Here is a 23,154-nt window from a genome sequence, read left to right as displayed (position 1 = left end):
GCCAAGGCACCCGCGGAACGGGCTTGGCCCGGCCGCCGGGTGCGCCCCTCGAGGGGGATGGGACTTCCACACGCAGCGAGGAAGTTCAAACGGGGTGGGTTCATCTCACTGACCTCCGGCCGCGCCGCCGCGCTCGCCCTTGCCCAGGCGGCTGCAGAGCACCGAGAACACGCGCTGGCAGGCCCGCACGTCCTCGGCCGGAATGTCCTGGAACAGCTCGGCGCGCAGGCGGGCCAGCGCGTCTTCGATGCCGGCCTGGATGGCGGCGCCGGCCGCGGTCAGGTGCAGGGTCTTGGCCCGGCGGTCGGCCGGGTCGTCGCGGCGCTCCACCAGGCCGGCGCCCACCAGCTGGTCGAGGGTGCGGATCAGCGTCGGGCCCTCGATGCCCAGCAGGTCGGCGATCACGCCCTGGCGGGCGCCCTCCCCCTGCCGGCCGATGGTCAGCAGCGCCCAGCCGGCCGCCAGCGACACACCCAGCGGCGCCACGGCCCGGTCGGCGGCGGCCTTGTAGGCCCGCTGCAGCAGGCCGAGCGAGAAGGTCAGTGTGCGCAGCTCGGCCGGATCGACGGTCAGGGCCGGGACGGAGGTAGAGGCAGGATCAACCATGGCCTCCATTTTAGTTAGCTAGCTATCTTTCTGCTTTGTGGCTCGGGTTTACCCGCGGACGGCATGCGGTTTTGTGGAGGGAGTCTGCTCGAAACCGTCATTGCCCTACTTGCATCTGTTTACATTTGAACGAAGCTCGTGACGTGCTCGTCTTTCCCCACGTTTCTGCCTTCGCCCTCGTCCGATGCCCCCGTTCCTGCTGAAGGCGCTGTCCCCCCTGTCCCGCGGCCGGCGCGGCCGCCCGGGCTTCACGCTGCTCGAATTCCTGATGGTGCTGGCGCTCATCGGCGTGCTGCTGGCCATCGCGCTGCCGGCCTACGGCTCGTACAAGGAGCGCATGAAGGTGTCCGACGCCATCCGCGACATCGGCCTCATCGCGGCCAAGCTGAGCCTGTACGGCATGGAGAACCGCGGCTATCCGGACACGCTCGCGCGCATCGGCTGGACCCAGCCCGACCCCTGGGGCAACCCGTACCAGTACCTGTCCATGGAGGGCGCGACCGTCGGCGAGAAGCGCAAGGACCGCTCCCTGCATCCACTCAACAGCGACTTCGACCTCTACAGCATGGGGCCCGACGGCCGCAGCGTGCCGCCCCTGACCGCCAAGGCCAGCCAGGACGACATCATCCGGGCCAACGACGGCGCCTTCATCGGCAAAGCGTCCGACTATTGAGATGGAACCACCCCGTTTGGACTTCCTCACTGCGTGTGGAAGTCCCATCCCCCTCAAGGGGCGCACCCGGCGGCCCGGCAAAGCCGGTTCCGCGGGTGCACTGGCCTGGCCTGCTCCGCGGCCGCTCGATCAGGATCGTGGCTGCGGCTTCGTGCCACGCGGGTGGCGCGTCGGCGCTGTGGACCACTGACATGCCGACGCTGCGCGTGCCGCCGTGGGCCCGCGTCGGGCACATCTTCAAAAGCCGCTGGGGCTGGCGCATCTTCCTGGGCAGCTTCGTCATCGTGGCGCTGCCCCTGCTGGGCGTCTCGCTGCTCTCCTGGGAGCTGACCCACGCGCTGCAGCAGCGCGCCACGCAGCGGCTGATGGCCGAGGCGACCAAGGCCGCCACGCTGAACCTGTTCGACCGCCTGCGCAGTGCCGAACGGCTGCTGCGCGCCCAGGCCCAGGCCCGCGCCGCCGGCCAGCCCAATCCCGCGCTGGAGGCGCAGGCCGCCGCCGTCTTTGACCGCGTGGTCCTGCCCGGCGGGCCCGTTCCCGATGCGCTGGCCACGCTGACGCTGGAGGACGACCCGAACGGTCGCCGCCTGGTGCCCAGGCTGCGCCTGCCGGCGGCGGGGGGCGGCGTCATCGACGGCGTGCTCAAGGCCGACTACCTGCTCGAAAACCTGGCCAGCGGCGCCCACGACATCTGCCTGCGCAGCCCGGCGATGAACGGCGCGTACTGCCTGATGCCGCTGGCGGGCTATGACCTGGCCCAGTCGCACACGCGGCCGCTGCACTTCATGCCCTACTTCGAGGGGCCCAGCTGGACCCTCACCGCCGCGCCCGACCGGCAGGCCTACCGCTTCCTGCCCTTCGGCGCCGGCGCCATGCTCGCGCAGGCCACGGGCCTGGCCTTTCTGCTGGCGCTGATGGCCAGCTCCTTCTATGCCCGGCGCATCACGCTGCCGCTCGAGGCCCTGATCGGCGCCACCCGCACCGTGCGGGCCGGCGATTTCGGCCAGCGCATCGACGCCAGCGCCATGACGGACGAGTTCCGCGAGCTGGCGGAGTCGTTCAACGGCATGGTCGGCGAGATCGGTGCCGACCTGGCCTTCTCGCAGCTGCTGGCGCAGATGGACGCGGCCATCCTCGCGCGCCAGCCGCTGGCGAACATCATGCAGCTGGCCCTGCGCCACCTGACGGGGGGCATGCCCGGGCCGCAGGTGACGCTGCGGGCCACGCCGCCGCACAACGCGCCGCAGCCGCAGGAGGCCGTCGAATTCGCGCTCGGCGCCGACGGCCTGCTGGAACACCGCCCGCCCCGGCCGCCGCCTGCCGGCTTCACCGGCCAGGACATTGCCGTGGCCGACCGGCCGGCGCGCCGGCTGACCCTGCATGTGCAGCAACCGGCCGCCGCGCCGCCCTGGCCCGTGCGGCTGCACCACGAACTGCAGGCCCTGGCCGCCCGCCTGGCCGTGGCCGTGCATGCGGACGAGCGCGAACAGCAGCTCATTGCCCGCGCCACCGTCGACAGCCTCACCGGCCTGCTCAACCGCCTGGGCATGACCGACGCCATCGACCAGGCCATCGCCCGCGCACGCACGGCCACGGCCCCCGTCGCGGCCCCCGCTGACGGCACGGCAGGCTTCGCCCTCGTCTTCCTCGACCTCGACGGCTTTAAGGACGTGAACGACGCCTACGGCCATGCCACCGGCGACCGGCTACTGCAGCAGGTGGCCTACCGCCTGCAGGCCGCCCTGGCCGCGCAGGACGTGGCCCTGGCCCGCCTTGGCGGCGACGAATTCGTGCTGCTGTTCGGCGCCGCCGGCCTGCCGCGCCTGGGCACGGACCTGCAGGCGGCGCTCGCCGCCCTGCGCCAGCCCTTCCGCATCGATTCGCTGGAGATCCTGGTCGGCGCCAGCCTGGGCGTGGCCCGCCACCCGGCGCACGGCGGCGACGCCGAGACGCTGCTCAAGAACGCCGACGCCGCCATGTACGCCGCCAAGGCCAGCGGGCGCAACCGCATCGTCGAATACACCGCCACCCTCAACGAGGCCACCGCCGAGCGGCTGGAGCTGCGGCGCGACCTGGTCGGCGCGCTGGCGGGCGACCAGCTCTTCCTCGTCTTCCAGCCACGGGTGCGCGCGGTCGACGGCCAGGTCGAATCGGCCGAAGTGCTGCTGCGCTGGCGCCATCCGCAGCGCGGGCTGGTGCCGCCGGACCGCTTCATTCCCCTGGCCGAAGAGACGGGGCTGATCGCCGACATCGGCCTGTGGGTGCTGCGCGAATCCCTGCGGCAGATGCGGGCCTGGCGCGCCACGGGCCAGGCACCGCTGGCCAAGCTGTCGGTCAACCTGTCGCCGCAACAGTTGGCGCACCGGGACTTCCTGGCCCAGGTCGAGGCGCTGGCCGCGGAATTCGCGCCGCCGCACGGCAGCGTCGAGCTGGAGATCACCGAAGGCGCCTTCTTCCGCGACATGGCCGGCAGCGTGCAGAAGCTGCACCGCCTGCGCGCCCTGGGCTTCGACATCGCGCTGGACGACTTCGGCGTGGGCTACTCGGCCATGAGCTACCTGAGCACCCTGCCCTTCGACACGCTCAAGATCGACCGCAGCTTCGTCGGCGCCCTGGGGCAGCAGGCCGCGGCCTACGCCATCGCCTCGGCCATCGTGGCCCTGGCCAAGGCGCTGGACAAGCGCATCGTGGCCGAAGGGGTGGAGACCGAGGCGCAGGCGCAGGTGCTGCGCGCGCTGGGCGTGCAGGAGCTGCAGGGGTATCTGTACAGCGGGCCGGTGGCGCAGGACGCGCTGGCCCAGGTGGTCGGCCGCTTTGCCCCCGGCCCCGCCGCGACGAAGGGGGGCCGGTAACTCAGCCCGCCAGCCGGCTGCTGTCGCGCACCACCAGCTCACAGGGCACCAGCACCTGGGAGGGACCATCGGCTTTGGCACCCGCGCCACCGAGCAAGTCCAGCACGCGTCGCGCCGCCTGTTTGCCGATCTCGTAGCGGGCCGGCCGCACGGTGGTGAGCGCAGGCCGCAGCCGGCGAGAGACGGGCGCATCGCCGAAGCCGGCGATCGCCCCATCGTTCGGCAGCACCAGTTTCAGGACCGGCGCCTCGAGGATGGCGCCGGCCGCCATGTTGTCGTTCGCGAAGATCAAGGCCTGGGCACGGCGCGTGCGCGCCGTCGCGGCATGGACGGCGATGGCGCGGGCGCCGGCCTCGAAGTCGTCCGCCGCCTCGCCGCGCACGATGTCGGGCGCCAGCCCGGCGGCCCGCATTGCCTCGGCATAGCCCTCGGCACGCTGGCGGGCCCGGAAATCCTGATCGGCGGCCGGCAGCACGAAGCGGATGCGCCGGGCGCCCTGCGCCAGGAAATGCTCCGCCAGCGCCACGCCCGCCTGCGCGTGCGGAAAGCCGACCTGGTGGAACGGCCGGCCCGGGACCAGCCCCCAGGCCTCCACCACCGGAACATCCAACGCGTGCAGCATCGCCTCGGCCGCGGGCGTGTGGTCGTCGCGCGTGAGGATCAGCGCACTGGGATGCCAGCCGGCGAAGGTGCGGATGGCCGATTCCTCCAGCTCGCGCGAGTACTGGGCGTTGGCCAGCAGCAGTTGCAGGCCCGAGGCCTCGAGTTCGTCCGTCATGCCGTTGACGAGGTCGGCGAAGGTGCTGCTCGCGATGTTCTGCATCACGGCGCAGACCACACGGCCGCGGCCCGACGCCAGGCCGCCGGCCATCTGGCTGGGCACGTAGCCCAGGCGGTCCACGATCTCCTTGAGCCGCTCGCGCGCCGCGGCCGACACCTTCTCGGGCGCATTGAAGTAGCGCGACACGGTGATCGCCGAGACGCCGGCCAGCGCGGCCACATCGTGGATCGTGTGGGTGCCCGCCTTGCGGCGCGGCGCACGGGGCGCGGAGGAGGACGACGACGGCGAAGAGGCAGGCTTCATGGTTAGCACCGATGGCCGGCTGACGGCCCGAAGCCCTAGACTAACAGCATGTTAGCGGTAACAGTTACCGCTGCCATCCGTATTCAGGAGACCGCCATGCCGCTCGATCGCCGCCTGTTCGCCCTACTGGGCTGGGCCGCCTGCGCCGCCTTCGTCCTGGGGGCTGGCGCGGCCGCCGCACAGTCCGCCGCCTATCCCGTGCGGCCGCTGACGCTGGTGGTGCCCTACCCGGCCGGCGGCGTGGCCGACCAGTTCGCGCGCAGCTTCGCGCAGGGCCTGTCGGAGCGCCTGGGCCAGCCGGTGGTCATCGACAACCGGGCCGGCGCCAACGGCAACATCGGTTCGGCCTATGCGGCGCGCAGCCAGCCGGCGGACGGCTACACGCTGCTGCTGGGCTCGCTCAGCACGCTGGCCATCAACCCGCAGCTCTACGGCAGCATGGGCTACGAGCCGCAGAAGGACCTGCAACCCATCACGCTCACCCACCAGATGCCCAACGTGCTGCTGGTGGGCGCGCAGACGCCCTACCGCAGCGTCGCCGACGTGGTGGCCGCGGCCAGGGCGCAGCCGGGCAAGCTGGTCTTCGGCTCGGCCGGCAACGGCAACACCATGCACCTGGCCGGCGTGCTGTTCGAGAAGAACAGCGGCACGCAACTGGTCCACGCGCCCTACAAGGGCGGCCCGCCGGCCCTCACCGACGTGCTGGGCAGACAGATCCCCATGATGTTCAACAACCTGCCGGCCGTCACCGGCCACCGGCAGGCCGGCAAGGTGCGGGTGCTGGCGGTGGCCGACACCAAGCGCTCGGCCGTGATGCCCGACGTGCCCACCTTCGCCGAGGCGGGCGTGCCGGGCGTGGTCTCGGTCGTGTGGAACGGCATCCTGGTGCGACGCGGCACGCCGGCCGACATCGTGCAGCGGCTTCATCGCGAATCGGTGGCCGTGCTGCAGCAGCCGGCCTTCCGCCAGCCGCTGGAGGCCCAGGGCTACGAGGTGCTGAACTCCACCCCCGACGAGTTCGAAGCGCTGATCCGCAAGGACGGCACCGCCATGCGCGCCCTGGTCAAGGACGCCGGCCTGAAGGTGGATTGAAAGGAAGACGCTTGCGCCGCAACATCGATCAATTGCGAAGCCAGCGCTGGTTCGCCAGCAACGACATCCGCGGCTTCGCCCACCGCCAGCGCATGCAGCAGCAGGGCCTGGCGCGCGAGGAATTCATGGGCCGGCCCATCGTCGGCATCCTCAACACCTGGAGCGACCTGTCGCCCTGCCACGCCCACCTGCGCGAGCGTGCGCAGGCCATCAAGCGCGGCGTGCTGCAGGCCGGCGGCTATCCGCTGGAGCTGCCGGCCATGAGCCTGGGCGAGGTGATGGTCAAGCCCACCACCATGCTCTACCGCAACTTCCTGGCCATGGAGGCCGAGGAGCTGATCCGCAGCCTGCCGCTGGACGGCGTGGTGCTGCTGGGCGGCTGCGACAAGACAACGCCGGGCCTGGTCATGGGCGCCCTGTCGATGGACGTGCCCGCCCTCTTCTGCCCGGCCGGGCCCATGCTCAACGATCGCTACCAGGGCCAGAGCGTGGGCGCCGGCACCCACACCAAGAAGTACTGGGAGAAGTACACCGTCGGCGAGATCGACCAGGCCGAGTGGATCGCGCTGGAGGCCCGCATGACGCGCGCGCCCGGCACCTGCAACACCATGGGCACGGCCAGCACCATGACGGCCATCGTCGAGGCCATGGGCCTCGCGCTGCCCGGCGCCAGCAGCATCCCGGCCATGGACGCGAGCCACACCCGCATGGCCTGGGCCTGCGGCCAGCGCATCGTCGAGATGGTGTGGGACGACCTCAAGCCCTCGCGCTTCATCACCCGCGCCTCCTTCCTCAATGGCGTCGCGACCTGGATGGCGCTGGGCGGCTCGACCAACGCGGCGGTGCACCTGCCGGCCATGGCGGGACGCACCGGCATTCCGCTCGGCCTGGACGACTTCGACGCCATGGCACGCCGCGTGCCGGTGCTGGCCAACCTCTTTCCGGCCGGCGACCGGCTGATGGAGGACTTCTACTACGCCGGCGGCCTGCCCGCACTGCTGCAGCGCATCGCCGGCGTGCTGGACCTGGACGCGCAGACCTGCACCGGCCGCACGCTGGGCGAGAACATTGCGGGCGCCGTGCCGCTGGACGACGCCGTGATCCGCCCGCTCGACCAACCCGTGGTGTCCGCCCCGGCCGACTGCCCCGAGGCCGGACTGGCCCTGGCCGTGCTGCGCGGCAACCTGGCACCCGACGGCGCGGTGATCAAGCCCTCGGCCGCCAGCCCGCGCCTGCTGCGCCACACCGGGCCGGCGCTGGTGTTCGACTCCAACGCCGACATGCTGGCCGCCATCAACGACCCGGCGCTCGACGTCACCGAGGACAGCGTGCTGGTGCTGCGCAACGGCGGCCCGGTGGGCGGCCCCGGCATGCCCGAATGGGGCAACCTGCCGGTGCCCAAGAAGCTGCTGCAGCGCGGCGTGCGCGACATCCTGCGCCTGTCGGATTCGCGCATGAGCGGCACCCACTACGGCACCTGCGTGCTGCACATCTCGCCCGAGTCCGCCGTCGGCGGCCCGCTGGCGCTGGTGCGCACCGGCGACCTGATCCGCATCGACATCCGCGAGCGCCGCCTGGAGCTGCTGGTGCCCGACGAGGAACTCGCCGCCCGCCGGCGCGACTGGACGCCGCCGCCCCAGCCCTATGTGCGCGGCTTCACCCGCATCTACCAGCGCGAAGTCACCCAGGCCCATCTGGGCTGCGACTTCGACGTGCTCGCCGGCAACGCCGCCACCCCCGAACCGCCCATCTACTGACCCGACGCATGCCTGCCTATTCCGATATGCTCGACAACCCCTTCCGCCGTCGCCTGGGCCAGCCCGGCGCGCCGCTCGGCACCTGGCTCATGTCCGGCGCGGCCAGCACCGCCGAGGCCATGGGCCGCGCCGGCTTCGACTGGCTGCTGGTGGACCTGGAACATGTGCCCATGGACGAGAAGGACACGCTCGCCATGCTCCAGGCCATCGCCGGCACAGACGCCTGCCCGGTGGCCCGCCTGGCCGCCAACGAGGCCGTGCTCTTCAAGCGCGCGCTGGACCTGGGCGCGCAGACGGTGATGGTGCCCTTCGTCGACAGCGCCGAGGCGGCGGCGCGCGCCGTCTCGTACGCCAAGTACCCCCCGCAGGGCGTGCGCGGCTTCGCGGCCGTGCACCGTGCCTCGGGCTACGGCACCGCGCGCGACTACGCCCAGCGCGCCAACGATTCGGTGTTCACCATCATCCAGCTCGAGACGCCGCAGGCGGTGGCCGCGCTGGAGGAGATCGCCGCCGTGCCCGGCGTGGATGCGCTCTTCCTCGGCCCCGGCGACCTGTCGGCCAACATGGGCCACATCGGCAACATCGCCCATCCGGAGGTGCAGGCCGTCATCGCCGACGTGGCCCGGCGCTGCCGCGCGGTAGGCAAGCCCTGCGGCATCGTGGGCCCCACGCCGCAGATGGTGGGCAGCTTCGTCCAGCTCGGCTACGACTTCGTGGCCGTGGCCTCGGACATGGGCATGATGATGCGCCAGGCCACGGCCTTCATCGAGGCGATCCGTCCTTCGCTCGCCAAGGGCTTCGAGAGCAGCGTGTATTGACGCGCGCCCGACCACATTCAAGGAGACAACGATGAAGATCCGACCGGCCGCCGTGCGCGGCCTGCTGTGGGCCGCCCTGGCCTGTGCCGCGGCACTGCCGGCGCAGGCGCAGCCCGCCTATCCCGACAAGCCGGTGACGATGGTCGTGCCCTTCGGGCCCGGCGGCACCTCGGACATCATGGCCCGCATCCTGGAGCGCCACATGGGCGAGCAGCTGGGCCAGGCCATGGTGGTGGACAACAAGGCCGGCGCGGGCGGCGCCATCGGCATGCTGCAGCTCATGCGCGCGCGGCCCGACGGCTACACCGTGGGCCTGTCGGTGATCGGGCCGGAGGTGCTGCAGCCGGCCATCCGCAAGACCGGCTACAGCCACCAGAACTTCGACCACGTCTGCCGCACCTACGCCGTGCCGCTGATGATGATGGTGCCCAAGGACTCGCCCTTCCAGAGCGTGGCCGACGTGCTGGCCTTCGCGCGCAAGAACCCCGGCACGCTCACCTACGGCTCCTCCGGCCGCGGCACGCTGCTGCACCTGGCCATGGAGATGCTGCTCGACAAGGCGCAGGCCAAGGGCCTGCACGTGCCCTACAAGAGCTCGGGCGAGATGGTCACCGGCCTGCTGGGCAAGCAGGTCATGCTGTTCAGCGAGACGCCCACCGTCTCCAAACAGTACGGCCTGCGACCGCTGGCCGTGTTCGCCGAGCAGCGCCTGCCCGGCTACCCGGATGTGCCCACCATGGCCGAGGCGGGGTGGCCTATCACGGCCTCGATCTGGGGCGGCGTGATCGCGCCCAAGGGCCTGCCCGCGCCCGTATTGGCCAGGCTGGAGTCGGCCTGTCAGGCCGCGCTGGCCGGCGACGCATACAAGACCGAGGCCCAACGCCTGGAGACGCCGCCCGCCTACATGGACGGCCAGCGCTTCGCGGCCTTCGCCGCGCAACAATCCGAGGCCTACGGAAAACTCATCCGCGACCTGGGCCTCGCCGACAAGGACTGAGCAGCTGACCCCCTCGGCAACGACCGAAGCGGGCTCAGGCGCAGAGGCTCCGTGCCGGCCGCCGCGCCGACCTCTTCTTTCGCATGCCGCCCTCCTTCGCCTCGCTCGCCGCCCTGCTCGGCTCGCCCACCTCGCTGGCCCTGTACCTGCTGTGCGTCGCCATCGCCACCTTCGCCCAGACGCTCTCGGGCTTCGCCTTCGGGCTGGTCTTCCTGAGCCTGGTGGCCAGCTTCGACCTGGCCTCGGTGGCGGATGCGGCCAACGTGGCGACGGTGCTCACGCTGGCCAATGCCTGGGCCTATTTCCGCGCCCACCGGCAGCCTGTTCCCTGGCCGCTGATGAAGCCGGCCATTCTCACGAGCTGCGTCGGCGTGGGCCTGGGCCTGGTGCTGCTGCACTGGCTGAGCGCCGGCGCCACCACGGCGCTCAAGCTGCTGCTGGGCGTGGTGATCGTGCTGTGCGCGCTGGTGCTGCTGCGCCGCGGCGCGGTGCGGGCCACGCTGGCGCCACCGCGGCAGTTCGCGATGGCGGGGCTGGTGTCGGGCCTGATGGGCGGGCTCTTCGGCACGTCCGGGCCGCCCATCGTCTACCACCTCTACCGCCAGCCGCTGGCGCTGGACGTGGTGCGGCGCGGCCTGCTGCTCATGTTCGCGGCCAATGCGCTGACGCGCATCGCCCTCAACGTGCCCACGGGCGGCTTCTCGCTGCGGGCGGTGCTGCTGGCGGCCATCGCGCTGCCGCTGGTGCAGGTGCTCACGCGGCTGGCGTTGCGGCTGCAGCCGCATGTGCCGGCCAACGTGCTGCGCTGGGGCGTGGCGGCGCTGCTGGTGGCCACCGGTGGCTCGCTGGCGCTGGGGGCACTGCACGCCCGCTGATCGGCCGCCGGCCCGGTGGCTCAGGCATCCGCGCGCGGCGGCGCCGTGGACTCGCGCACGACCAGCGTCGCATCCACCTCGTGGTGCATCACGCAGGGCTGGCCGCTCAGCTGCTTGACCAGATGCTCGCCGGCGCGCGTCCACACCTCGTCGGTGGGCAGGTGCATGGTGGTGAGGCTGGGGCGCAGGTGGCGGCTCCACTCCAGGTCGTCGAAGCCCATCACCGAGATGTCGCCGGGCACCTGCAGGCCGTGGCGCTCCACCTCCAGCAGTACGCCGTAGGCCAGCACATCGTTGCCGCAGACGACCGCTGTCGGCCGCTCGGGGCGGGCCATGAGCGCCCGGGCGGCCTGGCGGGCGTCGTCGAGGCGGTAGTGCACCTCGTAGTACCAGTCGTCGGGCAGGGGCAGGCCCTGCTCCTTCAGCGCCCGGCGCACGCCGGCCACGCGGGCCGACGCCCGGTCGTTGTGGGCCGACATGGCCGCCACCATCGCGATGCGCGTGTGACCCAGCCCGATCAGGTAGCGCGTGGCGCGCCAGGCGGCGTCCTCGTTGTCGGCGCCGATGGAGGCATAGGGCTTGTCGGGGTGGTAGACGCCCACGTTCACGAAGGGCATGCGCTGGGTGGCCAGCAGGCGCCGCAGGCCCTCGGTGTGCGTGTCACCGCGCAGGATCAGGCCGTCCACGCCACGGCTGACCATGTTCTGCGCCTGGCGGAACTCGACCTCCGGGTCGTAGCCGCTGGTGGCCAGCAGCAGCAGGTAGCCCTGCAGGGACAGGTAGCGCTGCAGCGCCTCGATGCCGCGGGCGAACATGGCGTTGTCCACCGTCGGGATGATGGCGCCGATGGTGCGCGTGCGCCGCGACGACAGGGCGCGCGCCGCCGCGTCGGGGATGTAGCCCAGCGCGGCGATGGCCGCGTCCACCTTCAGGCGCAGGGCCGGGCTCACCGACTCGGGGCTGTTCAGCGCGCGCGAGATCGACGCGGTCGACACGCCCGCGTGCTGCGCCACCTCCCGGATTCCGACGGATTTGTTCTTCATCGATGAAACAGTTTACATAAAACAGGTACATCGACCGAAGCATCGTTTTCAAGGGCAAACCCCAATCAAAAACCGCTCTTCTTCCCTGCCAAAGCGGTTGATTGCGCCTCTTCAATCACCCACAATTCTGTAAACGGTTACATCGCTTCGGCCCGTCGGCATGGCCGACAGAACAAGGAGACATCCATGCGTTCCATCCACCGTCCCATCGCCGTGCTCGGCACGGTCGCCCTGGCCACGCTGTCGCTCACGGCGGGCGCCCAGGAGTTCAACTGGAAGAAGTACCAGGGCACCACCCTCACCTTTCTGGCCAACAACAACCCCGTGGCGGCGGCGCTGCTCAAGCACAAGGCCGACTTCGAGAAGCAGACCGGCATGACGCTCAAGGTGGACAGCTACCAGGAGCAGCAGATGCGCCAGCGCATGGTCACGGTGATGAACTCGCGCAGCGACGAGGTGGACCTGTTCATGTCCCTGCCCTCGCGCGAAGGCCTGCAGTTCGCCAAAGCCGGCTGGTATGCCGACCTGACTGACCTCATCAAGACCTCTGCAGCCCCCGACTACGACTTCGCCGACCTCAGCCCCGGCCTGGTCAAGGACGCCAGCTACAACGGCCGTGTGATGGGCGTGCCGCTCAACATCGAAGGCCCGGTGCTGTACTACCGCAAGGACCTGTTCCAGAAGTGCGGCGTGCAGTTGCCCAAGAGCCTGGCCGAGCTCGAAGGCGTGGCCGCCAAGCTCAAGAGCTGCGAGCCGGGCGTGACGCCCTTCGTCTCGCGCGGCCTCAAGCCCGCGCTGCCCTTTACCTACAGCGTGTTCCTGCACAACTTCGGCGGCGACTACATGAAGGACGGCAAGTCGCAGTTGTGCAGCAAGCCGGGCCAGGAGTCGCTGGGCCTCTACGCCAAGCTGCTCAAGGACTACGGCCCGCCCGGCGTGGTGAACTACAGCTTCTACCAGATCAGCAGCCTGTACCGCGAGGGCAAGGCGGCGATGGCCTTCGAGTCCTCCAACGAACTGCGCAGCGTGATGGAAGGCGGCGCCCGCCTCAAGGACACGGCCATCGCCGTGCTGCCCGCCGGCCCGGGCGGCTCTCGCCCCACGGTGATCGGCTGGACCATGTCCGTCTCTGCGTACAGCAAGAAGAAGGAAGCCGCCTGGTACTTCGTGCAGTGGGCCACCAGCCGCGCCGTGCAGGAGAAGCTGGCGCTGGACGGCGTGGCGCCGCCGCGCGCCTCGGTGGCCAACGGCGCCGACTACAAGGCCTGGATGGACGGCGAACCGGTGCGCCGCGAATGGGCGGCCGCCGTGAGTGAGCTGGGCAAGACCGGCACCTCCGAAGTGGGCTATCCCATCGTCGCCAACCCGGCCTCGCGCGAGTACGTGGGCCAGGCCGTCAACGAACTGCTGCTGGGCCAGAAGACGGTGGCCCAGGCATGTGCCGACGCCGACAAGCAGCTCGACGCGCTGATCGCCAAGGACTGATGGACGTGATCGCCGAAGACAGCCGCCCGCGGGCGGCCGGGAGCCCCTTCGCCTTCGCGCCGGGCCACCGCGTGCTGGTGGTGGGCGGCGCGGGCGGCATCGGCAGCGCCATCGCGCAGGCCTTCGTCGACGCCGGCTGCGAGGTGGTCGCCACGGGCGTGGACGAGGCCGCGCTGGCGGGCTCTTCGCTGAAGCCGGCCGCGCACCTGCGCCTTGCCACCCTGGACGTGACCCGCGACGACGACGTGGCGCGACTGGTGGATGGGTTGGACGGCCTGCACACGCTGGTCAACTGCGCCGGCATCCTGGCGCGCTTCAAGGAGTTCGAGGTCGCCACCTTCCAGCGCGTGCTGGACGTCAACCTCACCGGCACCTTCCGCCTGTGCACGGCCTGCAAGCCGCTGCTGGCGGCACATGGCGAGGCGGGAGCCAGCATCGTCAACATCGCCTCGATGAACGCCTTCGCGGCGCTGCCGTGGATTCCGGCCTACTGCGCAAGCAAGGGCGGCGTGGTGATGCTCACCAAGTCGCTGGCGCTGGCCTGGGCGGCCGAGGGCATCCGCGTCAACGCGGTGGCGCCCGGCTACGTCGAGACGCCGATCAACGCCGAGGGCCGCCAGGACGCGGCCCACTACGAACGCATCCGCGCGCGCATCCCGCAGGGCCGCTGGGCCCAGCCCACCGACATCGCGGGCAGCGCGCTCTTCCTGGCCTCGCCGGCCGCCCACTACATGACCGGCACCGTGCTGGCGGTGGACGGCGGCTTCCTGGCCGGATGAGGAGCCGAGCATGAGCCAATCCATCGGAACCCGCCGGCAGCTGAACATGCTGTCCACGCCGGCCGTGATCTTCACGCTGGCACTGATCGCCTTTCCCTTCGCCTACACCATCTGGCTGAGCCTGCACGAGTTCAGCTTCGGCGGCAATGCCACGCTCAACTACGGCCGGAACTACCTGCTCATGCTGCAGGACGGCGAGTTCTGGAACGGCCTGAAGATCACGCTGGTGCTGTACGTGCTGTCGCTGGTGCTGCAACTGGTGCTGGGCACCTACATCGCGCTGCTGCTGCATTCGTCCAAGAAGCTCTCGGGCATCGTGCGCACGCTGATGATCTCGCCCTTCGTGCTGCCGCCGGTGGTGGTGGGCATGATGTGGCTGGTGGTGCTGGACCCGTCCATCGGCGCGGCCAACTGGCTGCTGCAGAGCGTGGGCCTGCCGCGCTCGGACTGGCTGGCGTCGCCGCAGTGGGTGATTCCCACCGTCGCCTTCATCGACACCTGGCAGTGGACGCCCTACGTGGCGCTGATCGTGCTGGGCGGCCTGCAGTCGCTGCCGCCCAACGTGTACGAGGCGGCGCAGATCGATGGCGCTTCGCGCTGGAAGACCTTCTGGCGCATCACGCTGCCGCTCCTGATGCCGACCATCGTCACGGCCGCCATCCTGCGCAGCGTGGACCTGCTGCGCTTCTTCGACATCATCTACATCACCACCCAGGGCGGGCCGGGCAATGCCTCGAACACGCTCAACATCTACGGCTTCCGCAAAGGCTTCGAGTTCTTCGAGATCGGCTATGCGAGCGCGCTGATGATCACGCTCTCGACGATCGTGCTGGGCGCGGTGGTGGTGCTGACCCAGGCGCGCAAGCGCGTGGCCTGGTGAGGAAAGACGCATGCACGACGACGCCCTCATCCGCCGCCTGAACACGCTGCAGATCGCGCTGGTAGGCCTGATCATCCTGGCGCCCATCGCCTGGATGGTGCTGGCCTCCTTCAAGCCCTCTGCCGAGGTCACAGCCTACCCGCCCAGGCTGTTCTTCACGCCCACGCTGGACAACTACCGGCAGCTCTTCGGCACCACGCCGTTCGCCCACTACACCTGGAACAGCCTGGTCATCACCATCGGCTCGACCGTGATCGGGATCGTGCTGGGCGTGCCGGCGGCCTTCGCGGTCTCGTGGACGCGCATCACCTGGCCGGCCACCGTGACGCTGCTGGCGCGCATGGCGCCGGGCACGCTCTTCCTGCTGCCGTGGTACGTGATGTTCCGCGAGCTGAACCTGATCGGCACCTACACGGCACTGGTGGTCACGCACGCGGTCATCACCATGCCCATCGTCATCTGGGTGCTGCTGCCCTTCTTCGACAACATCCCGCGCAGCGTGCTGGAAAGCGCGCAGGTGGACGGCTGCAGCGTGCCGCGCATCCTGTGGCGCATCGCCCTGCCGCTGGTGATGCCGGGCCTGGTGGTGTCGGCCATCCTGGCCTTCGTCTTCTCCTGGAACTACTTCCTCTTCGCGCTGGTGCTGTCCAACGGCGACACCAAGACGCTGATCGCCGCCTCGTTCAACTTCATCGGCGAGGGGGCCTCCAACTGGGGCGCCCTGATGGCCGCGGCCACGCTCATCGCGCTGCCGCCGCTGGTGCTCGCCTTCTTCGTGCAACGCCGTCTGGTGTCGGGCCTCGCGCTCGGCGCCGTCAAGGGCTAGGAGCCAATCTCATGCAAGCCGCTGTCTTCCGTGGCGACAAGACCATCACGGTCGCCGACATCGAACGTCCCGTGCCCGCCGCCGGCGAGGTGCTCCTGCGCGTGCGCCGCACGGCGCTGTGCGGCTCGGACACCAAGCTCTGGATCAAGGGCGCCACCTTCACGCCCGGCCACGAGATCTTCGGCGTGGTGGAGCAGCCGGGCCATGCGCTCGACGGCCGCCGCTGCCTGGTCTACATCCCGGTGCATTGCGGCCACTGCGAAAGCTGCCGCCGCGGCGACACGCAGATGTGCCTGAACGAGTCGGTGCTGGTCGGCTGGAACCGCCCCGGCGGCTATGCCGAATACCTGGCCGTGCCCGAGCAGTGCCTGCTGCCTGTGCCCGACGACATCGAGGACGAGCTCGCGCCCTTGCTGCTGGACACCATCGGCACCGCCGCGCACGGCATCCGCTTCGTGCAGAACCTGGTGCCGCCGCAGGGCGCCGGGCCGGTGCTGGTGACCGGCGCGGGCCCGGTGGGCATGGGCGCCATCGTGGCGCTGCTCAACCTGGGCTACACCGAGGTCTACGTGTCCGACCTGAAGGAGGAGCGGCTGCAGCTGGCCGAGTCCTTCGGCGCGCGCCGGCATCCGGTGGGCGACGACAGCAAGCGCTTCAAGCTCATCGTCGAATGCAGCGGCTCGCATGCGGCGCGCTCGCTGGGCATGAACATCGTGCTGCCGCGCGGCGTGCTGATCCTCATCGGCGAGAGCGACGCGCCCTGGCCCGTGCAGGAGACGCCGGCCATCCGCCGCAAGGACTTCTACATGGTGCGCACCTTCTACTTCCCCAAGTCGGACTTCGCGCTCAATGTGGAGCTGCTGCGCAAGGAGAAGGCGCGCTACCGCCAGCTGGTGGACGCGCAGTTCGGCATCGAGCAGTTGCCCGAGATGTTCGGCCGCTTCGTGGCGGGCGAGCTGGTCAAGCCGCTGTTGGCGTTTTCCTGAGGCGACGCGCATGGCAGCGATCCATCTGCGAGGCCTCACCAAGCGCTACGGCGACATCACCGTGGTTCCCGCCATCGACCTGGAGATCCGGGACCAGGAATTCGTCGTCTTCGTCGGCCCCTCGGGCTGCGGCAAGTCCACCCTGCTGCGCGTGATCGCGGGGCTGGAGCCCATCGACGGCGGCGAGCTCTACATCGGCGACACCTGCGTCAACAACGTACCGCCGGCGCAGCGCGACATCGCCATGGTGTTCCAGGACTATGCGCTCTATCCGCACATGAGCGTCTACCAGAACATGGCCTTCGGCCTGGAGATGCGCGGCATGGACAAGGCCGAGATCGACCGGCGCGTGCAGCGCGCGGCCGGCCTGCTGCACATCGAGCCCTTCCTTGAGCGCAAGCCCAAAGCCCTGTCCGGCGGCCAGCGCCAGCGCGTGGCCATGGGCCGCGCGATGGTGCGCAACCCCAAGGTCTTCCTCTTCGACGAGCCGCTGTCAAACCTGGACGCCAAGCTGCGCGGCGAGGTGCGCACCGAGATCAAGGCGCTGTCGCAGCAGCTCAAGACCACGATGATCTTCGTCACCCACGACCAGGTGGAGGCCATGACCATGGCCGACCGCATCGTGGTGCTCAAGGCCGGCGTGGTGCAGCAGTTCGGCACGCCCGACGAGGTGTACCGCCAGCCGGCCAACCAGTTCGTGGCCGGCTTCATCGGCTCGCCCACCATGAACTTCTTCGACGTGGGCGTCGAGACGGGCGGCCTGCGCCTGGCCGACGGCACCCTGCTCGCAATGCCGGCCGACCGCCTGCAGCCGCTGGCCGCGGCCGGACGCGCGAAGGCCGTCCTGGGCATCCGGCCCGAACACCTTCTGGCGCAGGCCGACGGCCCGCTGCGCACCACCGTGAGCGTGGTCGAACCGCTGGGCTCGGACACGCTGGTGTACTTCGACTTCGACGGCAAGCGCCATGTGGCGCGTGTCGCGCCCGAGCTGGCGGTGAACGCGGGCGCGCCCATCGCGCTGGGCTTCGACGCCGCCAAAGTGCACCTGTTCGACGCCGGATCCGGGGACGTGCTGCGGTGAACGCCCTGCGCCCTTTGCCCGAATCGCTGCGCGAGGCGCGGCCCGTGGTGATCTGCCTGGGGCTGTCGGCCTTCGACCTGACCTGGGGGGTGGAGGCCCTGCCCGCGGGCGGCGGCAAGACCCGCGCCGGCGACTTCCGCGAAGGCGGCGGCGGCATGGCGGCCAATGCCGCGGTGGCCGCCGCCCGGCTGGGCGCCGATGCGCGCTTCTGGGGCCGCGCCGGCGACGACAGCGCCGGCCGCGCCATGCGCGACGAGCTGGCCCAGGTCGGCGTGGACGTGGCGCAGTTCCGGCTCTTCGAAGGGGCCCGCTCCTCCGTCTCCGGCATCGTGGTCGACGGCCGCGGCGAACGCATGATCGTCAACTTCCGCGGCGACGGCCTGCCGGCCGATCCCGGCTGGCTGCCGCTCGCCGCAGTGGCCGGCGCCCAGGCGGTGCTGGCCGACCCGCGCTGGCCCGAGGGCGCGCAGGCCCTCTTCCAGGCCGCCCGCCAGCACGGCGTGCCCTCGGTGCTCGACGGCGACATGGCCGAGCCCTGGGTCTTCGACCAGTTGCTACCGCACACCGACGTCGCCGCCTTCTCGGAGCCCGCCCTCAGGGCCTACAGCGGCGGCGGCACCCTGCAGGCGCAGCTGGCTTTCGCCCGCGCGCACGGCTGCAGGCTCGCGGCCGTCACGCTGGGCGAGCGCGGCGTCGCCTGGCTGGACGATACCGGTGCCCTGCAGACCCTGCCCGCCTTTGCCGTCGACGCGGTGGACACCACCGGCGCCGGCGATGTTTTCCACGGAGCCCTCGCCTTCGCCCTCGGTGCCGGACTGGCACCGGCGCAGGCCTTCCGTCTGTCCGCCGCAGCCGCGGCACTCAAGTGCCGGCAGGCCGGGGGCCGCTCGGGCGCGCCCCGGCTGGGCGATGCACTCACCTTTCTTCAAGAGATCCAGGAGCACTGAACATGGCGAACAACCTCCGTCTGGGCAAGCAATGGGGCCTGCGTCGCATGGCCACGCCCACCGGGCATTTCACGATGGTGGCGCTCGACCAGCGCCCGCCCATCGCCAGCCTCATCGCCAAGAAGCAGGGCATCGCGCCGGCCGACGTGGCCTTCGCCGACATGGTCGCGGTCAAGCGCGTGCTGGTGGACGTGCTGGGCCCGCATGCCAGTGCCATGCTGTTCGACCCCAACTACGCCTTCCCCGCCGGTCTGAAGAAGCTGCCGGCCCACACCGGCCTGGTGGTGACGCTGGAGGACCACCGCTTCCGCGACCAGCCCGGCGGCCGCCTGTCGCATTCGATCAAGGACTGGAGCGTCGAGAAGATCAAGCGCGCCGGCGGCGACGGCGTCAAGGTGCTGGCCTGGTACCGGCCCGATGCCGATGCCGACATCGTGGCCCACCAGCAGCGCTACGTGGCGGAGATCGGCGAGCAGTGCCGCGTCCACGACATCCCGCTGGTGCTGGAGCTGCTGGTCTACCCCTTCCCCAAGAGCGAGCGGCACACGACCGACTATGTGGAGTCGCCCGAGAAACTGCCCGAGCTGGTGCTCGACAGCGTGCGCGAGTTCGCCAAGCCGCATTACGGCGTGGACCTGTTCAAGCTCGAAAGCCCGCTGCCCGGCGCCAGCCTGCCCGCGCACGGCGACAGCGCCGAGTCGCGCCAGGCTCAGGCCCTGTTCGACCAGATGGGCGGCATCTGCCGCGATGCCGGCATCCCGTGGGTGATGCTGTCCGCGGGCGTCACGCCCAAGCAGTTCCTGCGTGTCATGGAATACGCCTATGCGGCAGGCGCCCACGGCTTCCTGGCCGGCCGCGCCGTGTGGTGGGAAGCGCTGCAGCAGTTCCCCGACCTGGCCGGCTTCGAGGCCCAACTGCGCCGCGAAGGCACCGCCACGCTGGCCGAGCTGGCGGCCCTCACCGAGCGCGCCGGCAACGCCTGGCAGCCGGACTACAGCGCCTTCGACACGCTCAAGGCCGAGGGTGAGTTCTGCCTCGCCTACGCGGGATGACGGCGGCGCCGACCGACCTGCGCCTCGAACGCATCGAGGCGTTCGTGTTCCGCGCACCGGCGGACCCGCCGGTGCAGACCTCCTTCGGCATCATGCGCGACCGGCCGGCCTTGCTGCTGCGTGCCATCGCCGACGACGGTGCCGAAGGCTGGGGCGAGGTCTGGTGCAACTTTCCGACCGTCGGCGCGGAGCACCGCGCGCGCATGGCGCTGACCTATCTGCCGCCGCTGGCCTGCGGGCCGCAGTGGGCGAGCCCCCAGGCCTGCTTCGAGGCGTTGACGGCGAAGCTGGCCGTGCTGGCCATCCAGTGTGGCGAGCCCGGCCCGCTGGCGCAGATCGTGGCCGGCCTGGACATCGCGCTGTGGGACCTGCTGGGCCGCCGCCACGGCCTGCCGGTGTGGAAGCTGCTCGCGCCTGACCTGGCGGCGCCCGCGCCGGTGCCGCTGTACGCCTCGGGCCTCAACCCGACCGGACCCGAGAAACTCGCAGCGGCCAAGCGCGCGGAGGGCTACCGCGCCTTCAAGCTCAAGGTCGGCTTCGGCGCCGAGCGCGACGAGGCCAACCTGGTCGCCCTGCGTGAGGTGATCGGTGCCGAATCGCCGCTGATGGTGGACGCCAACCAGGCCTGGGACCTGGACGAGGCCATCGCCGCGGGCCGGCGCATGGCCCGCCACGACCTCGGCTGGCTGGAGGAGCCCGTGCGCGCCGACACGTCGCTCGCCGACTGGGCCCGCCTGGCGCGCGAGCAGCCGCTGCCGCTCGCCGGCGGCGAGAACCTGGCCGGCCCGGACGCCTTCGATGCCCACATCGCGGCCGAGGGCCTGGCCATCGTCCAGCCCGACCTGGGCAAATGGGGCGGCTTCAGCGGCTGTCTGGCCGTCGGCCGGCGCACGCTGGCGCAGGGCAAGCGCTTCTGTCCGCACTGGCTGGGGGCGGGCATCGGCCTCACGGCCTCCTTCCACCTCAAGGCGGCGGTGGGCGGGCCGGGCTATGTGGAGGTGGATGCCAACCCCAACCCACTGCGCGACCTCCTGGCCACGCCGGTGTTCGCGCTGGAAGAAGGCGCCGTGCAACTGGGCACGATGCCGGGCCTGGGCGTGCAGCCCGACCTCGGGGCGGCCCAGGTTTTCCGCATCCCGCTCTAGGCTGCGTCGGCGCCGGCCGTACGGCGTGCGTTCATCGAAGGCTGGGATCATCCCGGCCACTTTCCAAGAACGCACGCCTTTCGCCATGTCCTCTTCCGGTTTCCACGTCCACGGTCCGCACGACCACGAACTCCAGCATGCCGCCGAACACGAGGCCGAGCATGCCGCTGCTGCCAGCAAGCAGCGCAGCATCACCAACGAGGTGGCGGTCTTCACCGCCGTCATCGCCACGGTGGGCGCCATCTTTGCCTACATGGGCGGCCTGACGCAGGCCAATGCCGGCCTCTACAAGAACAACGCCGGCATGAAGCGCACCGAGGCCGCCAACCAGTGGAATTACTACCAGGCCAAGAGCACCAAGCAGGCCCTGGCCGAATTCGCCCGCGACCTGTCGCCGGACGACCGCAAACCGGCCCTGCAGGACAAGGCGGCCCGCTATGAAAAGGAAAAGGCCGAAATCCAGCTCGCCGCGCAGAAGCTGGACAAGGACGCCGACGACTGGGACCAGCGCTCCGACGCCGCCCTGCACCAGCACCACCGCTGGGCCCAGGCCACCACCGCGCTGCAGGTGTCGATCGCGCTGGCGGCCATCGCGCTGCTCACGCGCAAGCGCTGGCTGGAGTGGGGCATGTTCGGCGTGGCAGGGCTGGGGCTGGTGATCGGCGGGTTGGCGCTGGCGCACGTGTGAGCCTCGGGCGCGGCCCTGTGGCCGCCCCTTCGTCACAGCGTTTTCCTGCCCGCCGAGAAAGTGAATTCATAAAAACAAATACCTCAGATCCGAATAAATTTAAGTATTGTTAAGGATAGTTTTCTTTCTGTGGTTTCCGACGCGCACTACGATGCATTCGTTAAACAAATGCATCGCCCGTCGCCGCAATTCGACGATTCTGTCAATTGCGCTTTGCCGGTTTCCTGCTTTCTGCTGCGCTCCGCGTACGGCGATGCATTCCGGAAAGGCAATGCAGGGGAGTGGGATGAATCGCAGAATCAAGATCGGCTATGCACGGGTTTCGACGGAAGACCAGAACCTTGACCTCCAGATTCACGCGCTCAGGAAGGCAGGCTGCAAAACCATCTACACCGACGATGGCATCTCGGGCACCGCCCTCGTTCGTCCAGGACTGCAGCAAGCCATTGCCTCGATCAAGCCAGGCTCCAAACTCGTGGTGTGGCGGCTCGACCGGCTGGGCCGCTCCGTGCTGCACCTCGCCGCCCTGCTCGAACAACTCGATGCCGAGCAGGTCAAGTTCCAGTCCCTCTGCGAGAGCATCGACACCGACTCATCCGGCGGCCGACTGGTCTTCCACATGATGGGGGCCCTGGCGGAGTTCGAACGCCTCCTGATCAGCGAAAGAACCAAGGCTGGCTTGGCCGCCGCGCGGCGCCGCGGCAGCCGTCTCGGCCGGCCCCGCAGCCTGGCGCCCGAGCAGATCGAAGCGGCCCGAAGCCTCCTGCTCACCAGCGACTGGCCGCTGCAACACATTGCCGAGGCATTCCGGGTGCACGAAAGCACACTGCGGCGCGCCATTCACGGCAGCGGGCCGTTCGCACAGCGCGAATAGGCCCCAACGGCCCTGCATCAGACCTCGACCGCTGCCGGCAAAAACAGCGGCAGCCGGCCGCCCTCCTCCCGGCGCAGCCGCGACAGCGCCCGCTCCACCGTGCGCCGATGCACGCCCAGCTGGTGGGCCACCTCGGGCAGGGCCATGTGCCGCGCGTCCACCATCTGCAGCGCCGTCACCGCCTGCTCGGCCGACAGCCGCCGCGGGCGACCCAGCGCCGCGCCCCGGGCCTTGGCGGCCGCCATGCCCGCGCGGGTGCGCTCCGAGATCAATGAACGCTCGTACTCCGCGAGCGCGCTGAGAAAGTGGAACAGCAGCCGCCCGCCTGAGCAGGACGTGTCGATGTGCTCGGTGACCGAATGGAAGCGCACGCCGCGGCGGGCCAGATCGTCCAGCAGCGTGATCAGGTGCGGCACCGAGCGGCCCAGCCGGTCGAGCTTCCACACCACCAGCTTCGCACCGGGCGCGAGTTGCGCCAGCGCTTCGTCCAGCCCGGGACGGTCGCGGCAGCTGCCGGAAATGCCCTGGTCGGTGTAGATGCGCTGGCAGCCCTGCGCGCGAAGGGCGGCGACCTGCAGGTCGAGGTTCTGCTCATCGGTGGACACGCGCGCGTA

Annotated in this window: 22 protein-coding genes; 18 read left to right on the top strand and 4 right to left on the bottom strand. The window is 70.4% G+C overall.

The genetic code is table 11. From position 1 onward, the window contains the following. Positions 1-105: 105 nt before the first annotated feature. Positions 106-606, bottom strand: a complete 501-nt coding sequence (locus NS331_RS15470; protein WP_058642869.1) for a MarR family winged helix-turn-helix transcriptional regulator — start codon at positions 604-606, stop codon at positions 106-108. Positions 607-790: 184 nt separating this feature from the next. Between NS331_RS15470 and NS331_RS15465 the strand changes: the two genes are divergently transcribed. Together NS331_RS15465 and NS331_RS15460 are read left to right on the top strand one after the other, a co-directional pair. Then, positions 791-1,279 (top strand): type IV pilin protein, encoded by a 489-nt coding sequence (locus tag NS331_RS15465; protein ID WP_058642866.1) that lies wholly within the window; start codon positions 791-793, stop codon positions 1,277-1,279. A 191-nt stretch (positions 1,280-1,470) separates the two neighbouring features. Continuing rightward, complete coding sequence (locus NS331_RS15460; RefSeq protein WP_058642865.1) at positions 1,471-4,131, top strand: putative bifunctional diguanylate cyclase/phosphodiesterase; 2,661 nt, start codon at positions 1,471-1,473, stop codon at positions 4,129-4,131. A gap of 1 nt (position 4,132) precedes the next feature. On the opposite strand, the gene NS331_RS15455 is transcribed toward NS331_RS15460, so the two are convergent. Further along, on the bottom strand, positions 4,133-5,215 hold the full coding sequence (locus tag NS331_RS15455; RefSeq protein ID WP_082702533.1) for a LacI family DNA-binding transcriptional regulator: 1,083 nt from the start codon (positions 5,213-5,215) through the stop codon (positions 4,133-4,135). 96 nt (positions 5,216-5,311) lie between these two features. On the opposite strand from NS331_RS15455, the gene NS331_RS15450 reads away from it, so the two are divergent. From NS331_RS15450 to NS331_RS15430, 5 genes are all read left to right on the top strand, one after another. Further along, entirely contained in the window at positions 5,312-6,307 is a 996-nt protein-coding gene (locus NS331_RS15450) for a Bug family tripartite tricarboxylate transporter substrate binding protein (RefSeq protein WP_058642863.1), read from the top strand. Between the two features lie 11 nt (positions 6,308-6,318). Then, complete coding sequence (araD, locus tag NS331_RS15445; RefSeq protein WP_082702532.1) at positions 6,319-8,064, top strand: L-arabinonate dehydratase; 1,746 nt, start codon at positions 6,319-6,321, stop codon at positions 8,062-8,064. 8 nt (positions 8,065-8,072) lie between these two features. Continuing rightward, positions 8,073-8,882 carry an HpcH/HpaI aldolase family protein gene (locus NS331_RS15440; protein WP_082702531.1) on the top strand — a complete coding sequence of 270 codons (810 nt, stop codon included), beginning with the start codon at positions 8,073-8,075 and terminating at the stop codon, positions 8,880-8,882. Between the two features lie 31 nt (positions 8,883-8,913). After that, a complete protein-coding gene (locus tag NS331_RS15435) occupies positions 8,914-9,879 on the top strand; it encodes a tripartite tricarboxylate transporter substrate binding protein (RefSeq protein ID WP_058642860.1) in 966 nt (321 codons plus the stop codon). An 83-nt stretch (positions 9,880-9,962) separates the two neighbouring features. After that, positions 9,963-10,754, top strand: a complete 792-nt coding sequence (locus tag NS331_RS15430) for a sulfite exporter TauE/SafE family protein (RefSeq protein ID WP_058642859.1) — start codon at positions 9,963-9,965, stop codon at positions 10,752-10,754. Between the two features lie 20 nt (positions 10,755-10,774). On the opposite strand, the gene NS331_RS15425 is transcribed toward NS331_RS15430, so the two are convergent. Continuing rightward, positions 10,775-11,797 (bottom strand): LacI family DNA-binding transcriptional regulator, encoded by a 1,023-nt coding sequence (locus NS331_RS15425; RefSeq protein ID WP_058642858.1) that lies wholly within the window; start codon positions 11,795-11,797, stop codon positions 10,775-10,777. Positions 11,798-11,983: 186 nt separating this feature from the next. Here NS331_RS15425 and NS331_RS15420 point away from each other — a divergent pair, with 186 nt between their 5' ends. From NS331_RS15420 to NS331_RS15370, 11 genes are all read left to right on the top strand, one after another. Then, positions 11,984-13,282 carry an ABC transporter substrate-binding protein gene (locus tag NS331_RS15420; RefSeq protein WP_058642857.1) on the top strand — a complete coding sequence of 433 codons (1,299 nt, stop codon included), beginning with the start codon at positions 11,984-11,986 and terminating at the stop codon, positions 13,280-13,282. Positions 13,283-13,287: 5 nt separating this feature from the next. Further along, on the top strand, positions 13,288-14,061 hold the full coding sequence (locus NS331_RS15415; RefSeq protein ID WP_242873767.1) for an SDR family NAD(P)-dependent oxidoreductase: 774 nt from the start codon (positions 13,288-13,290) through the stop codon (positions 14,059-14,061). A gap of 10 nt (positions 14,062-14,071) precedes the next feature. Further along, a complete protein-coding gene (locus NS331_RS15410; RefSeq protein ID WP_058642855.1) occupies positions 14,072-14,941 on the top strand; it encodes a carbohydrate ABC transporter permease in 870 nt (289 codons plus the stop codon). Positions 14,942-14,951: 10 nt separating this feature from the next. Then, positions 14,952-15,767 carry a carbohydrate ABC transporter permease gene (locus NS331_RS15405; protein WP_058642854.1) on the top strand — a complete coding sequence of 272 codons (816 nt, stop codon included), beginning with the start codon at positions 14,952-14,954 and terminating at the stop codon, positions 15,765-15,767. An 11-nt stretch (positions 15,768-15,778) separates the two neighbouring features. After that, positions 15,779-16,753 (top strand): alcohol dehydrogenase catalytic domain-containing protein, encoded by a 975-nt coding sequence (locus NS331_RS15400; RefSeq protein WP_058642853.1) that lies wholly within the window; start codon positions 15,779-15,781, stop codon positions 16,751-16,753. A 10-nt stretch (positions 16,754-16,763) separates the two neighbouring features. Beyond that, positions 16,764-17,834: an ABC transporter ATP-binding protein gene (locus tag NS331_RS15395; protein ID WP_058642852.1), complete on the top strand. Its 1,071-nt coding sequence runs from the start codon at positions 16,764-16,766 to the stop codon at positions 17,832-17,834. Further along, positions 17,831-18,781 carry a PfkB family carbohydrate kinase gene (locus NS331_RS15390; RefSeq protein WP_193758130.1) on the top strand — a complete coding sequence of 317 codons (951 nt, stop codon included), beginning with the start codon at positions 17,831-17,833 and terminating at the stop codon, positions 18,779-18,781. The genes NS331_RS15395 and NS331_RS15390 overlap by 4 nt, the downstream gene beginning before the upstream one ends. 2 nt (positions 18,782-18,783) lie before the next feature. After that, positions 18,784-19,833, top strand: a complete 1,050-nt coding sequence (locus NS331_RS15385) for a tagatose 1,6-diphosphate aldolase (protein WP_058642850.1) — start codon at positions 18,784-18,786, stop codon at positions 19,831-19,833. Then, entirely contained in the window at positions 19,830-20,978 is a 1,149-nt protein-coding gene (locus tag NS331_RS15380) for a mandelate racemase/muconate lactonizing enzyme family protein (protein WP_058642849.1), read from the top strand. The genes NS331_RS15385 and NS331_RS15380 overlap by 4 nt, the downstream gene beginning before the upstream one ends. An 85-nt stretch (positions 20,979-21,063) precedes the next feature. Next, on the top strand, positions 21,064-21,666 hold the full coding sequence (locus tag NS331_RS15375; RefSeq protein WP_058642848.1) for a DUF4337 domain-containing protein: 603 nt from the start codon (positions 21,064-21,066) through the stop codon (positions 21,664-21,666). A gap of 286 nt (positions 21,667-21,952) precedes the next feature. Continuing rightward, a complete protein-coding gene (locus NS331_RS15370; protein WP_275936468.1) occupies positions 21,953-22,540 on the top strand; it encodes a recombinase family protein in 588 nt (195 codons plus the stop codon). A 17-nt stretch (positions 22,541-22,557) separates the two neighbouring features. On the opposite strand, the gene NS331_RS15365 is transcribed toward NS331_RS15370, so the two are convergent. After that, positions 22,558-23,154: recombinase family protein (locus NS331_RS15365; RefSeq protein ID WP_153012881.1), on the bottom strand; the 597-nt coding region annotated here is incomplete at its 5' end.

Origin of the sequence: Pseudacidovorax intermedius (assembly GCF_001476815.1) — a bacterium.
Taxonomy (GTDB): Bacteria; Pseudomonadota; Gammaproteobacteria; order Burkholderiales; family Burkholderiaceae_C; genus Xenophilus; species Xenophilus intermedius_A.
This window is presented reverse-complemented; position numbering and strand designations above follow the sequence as displayed.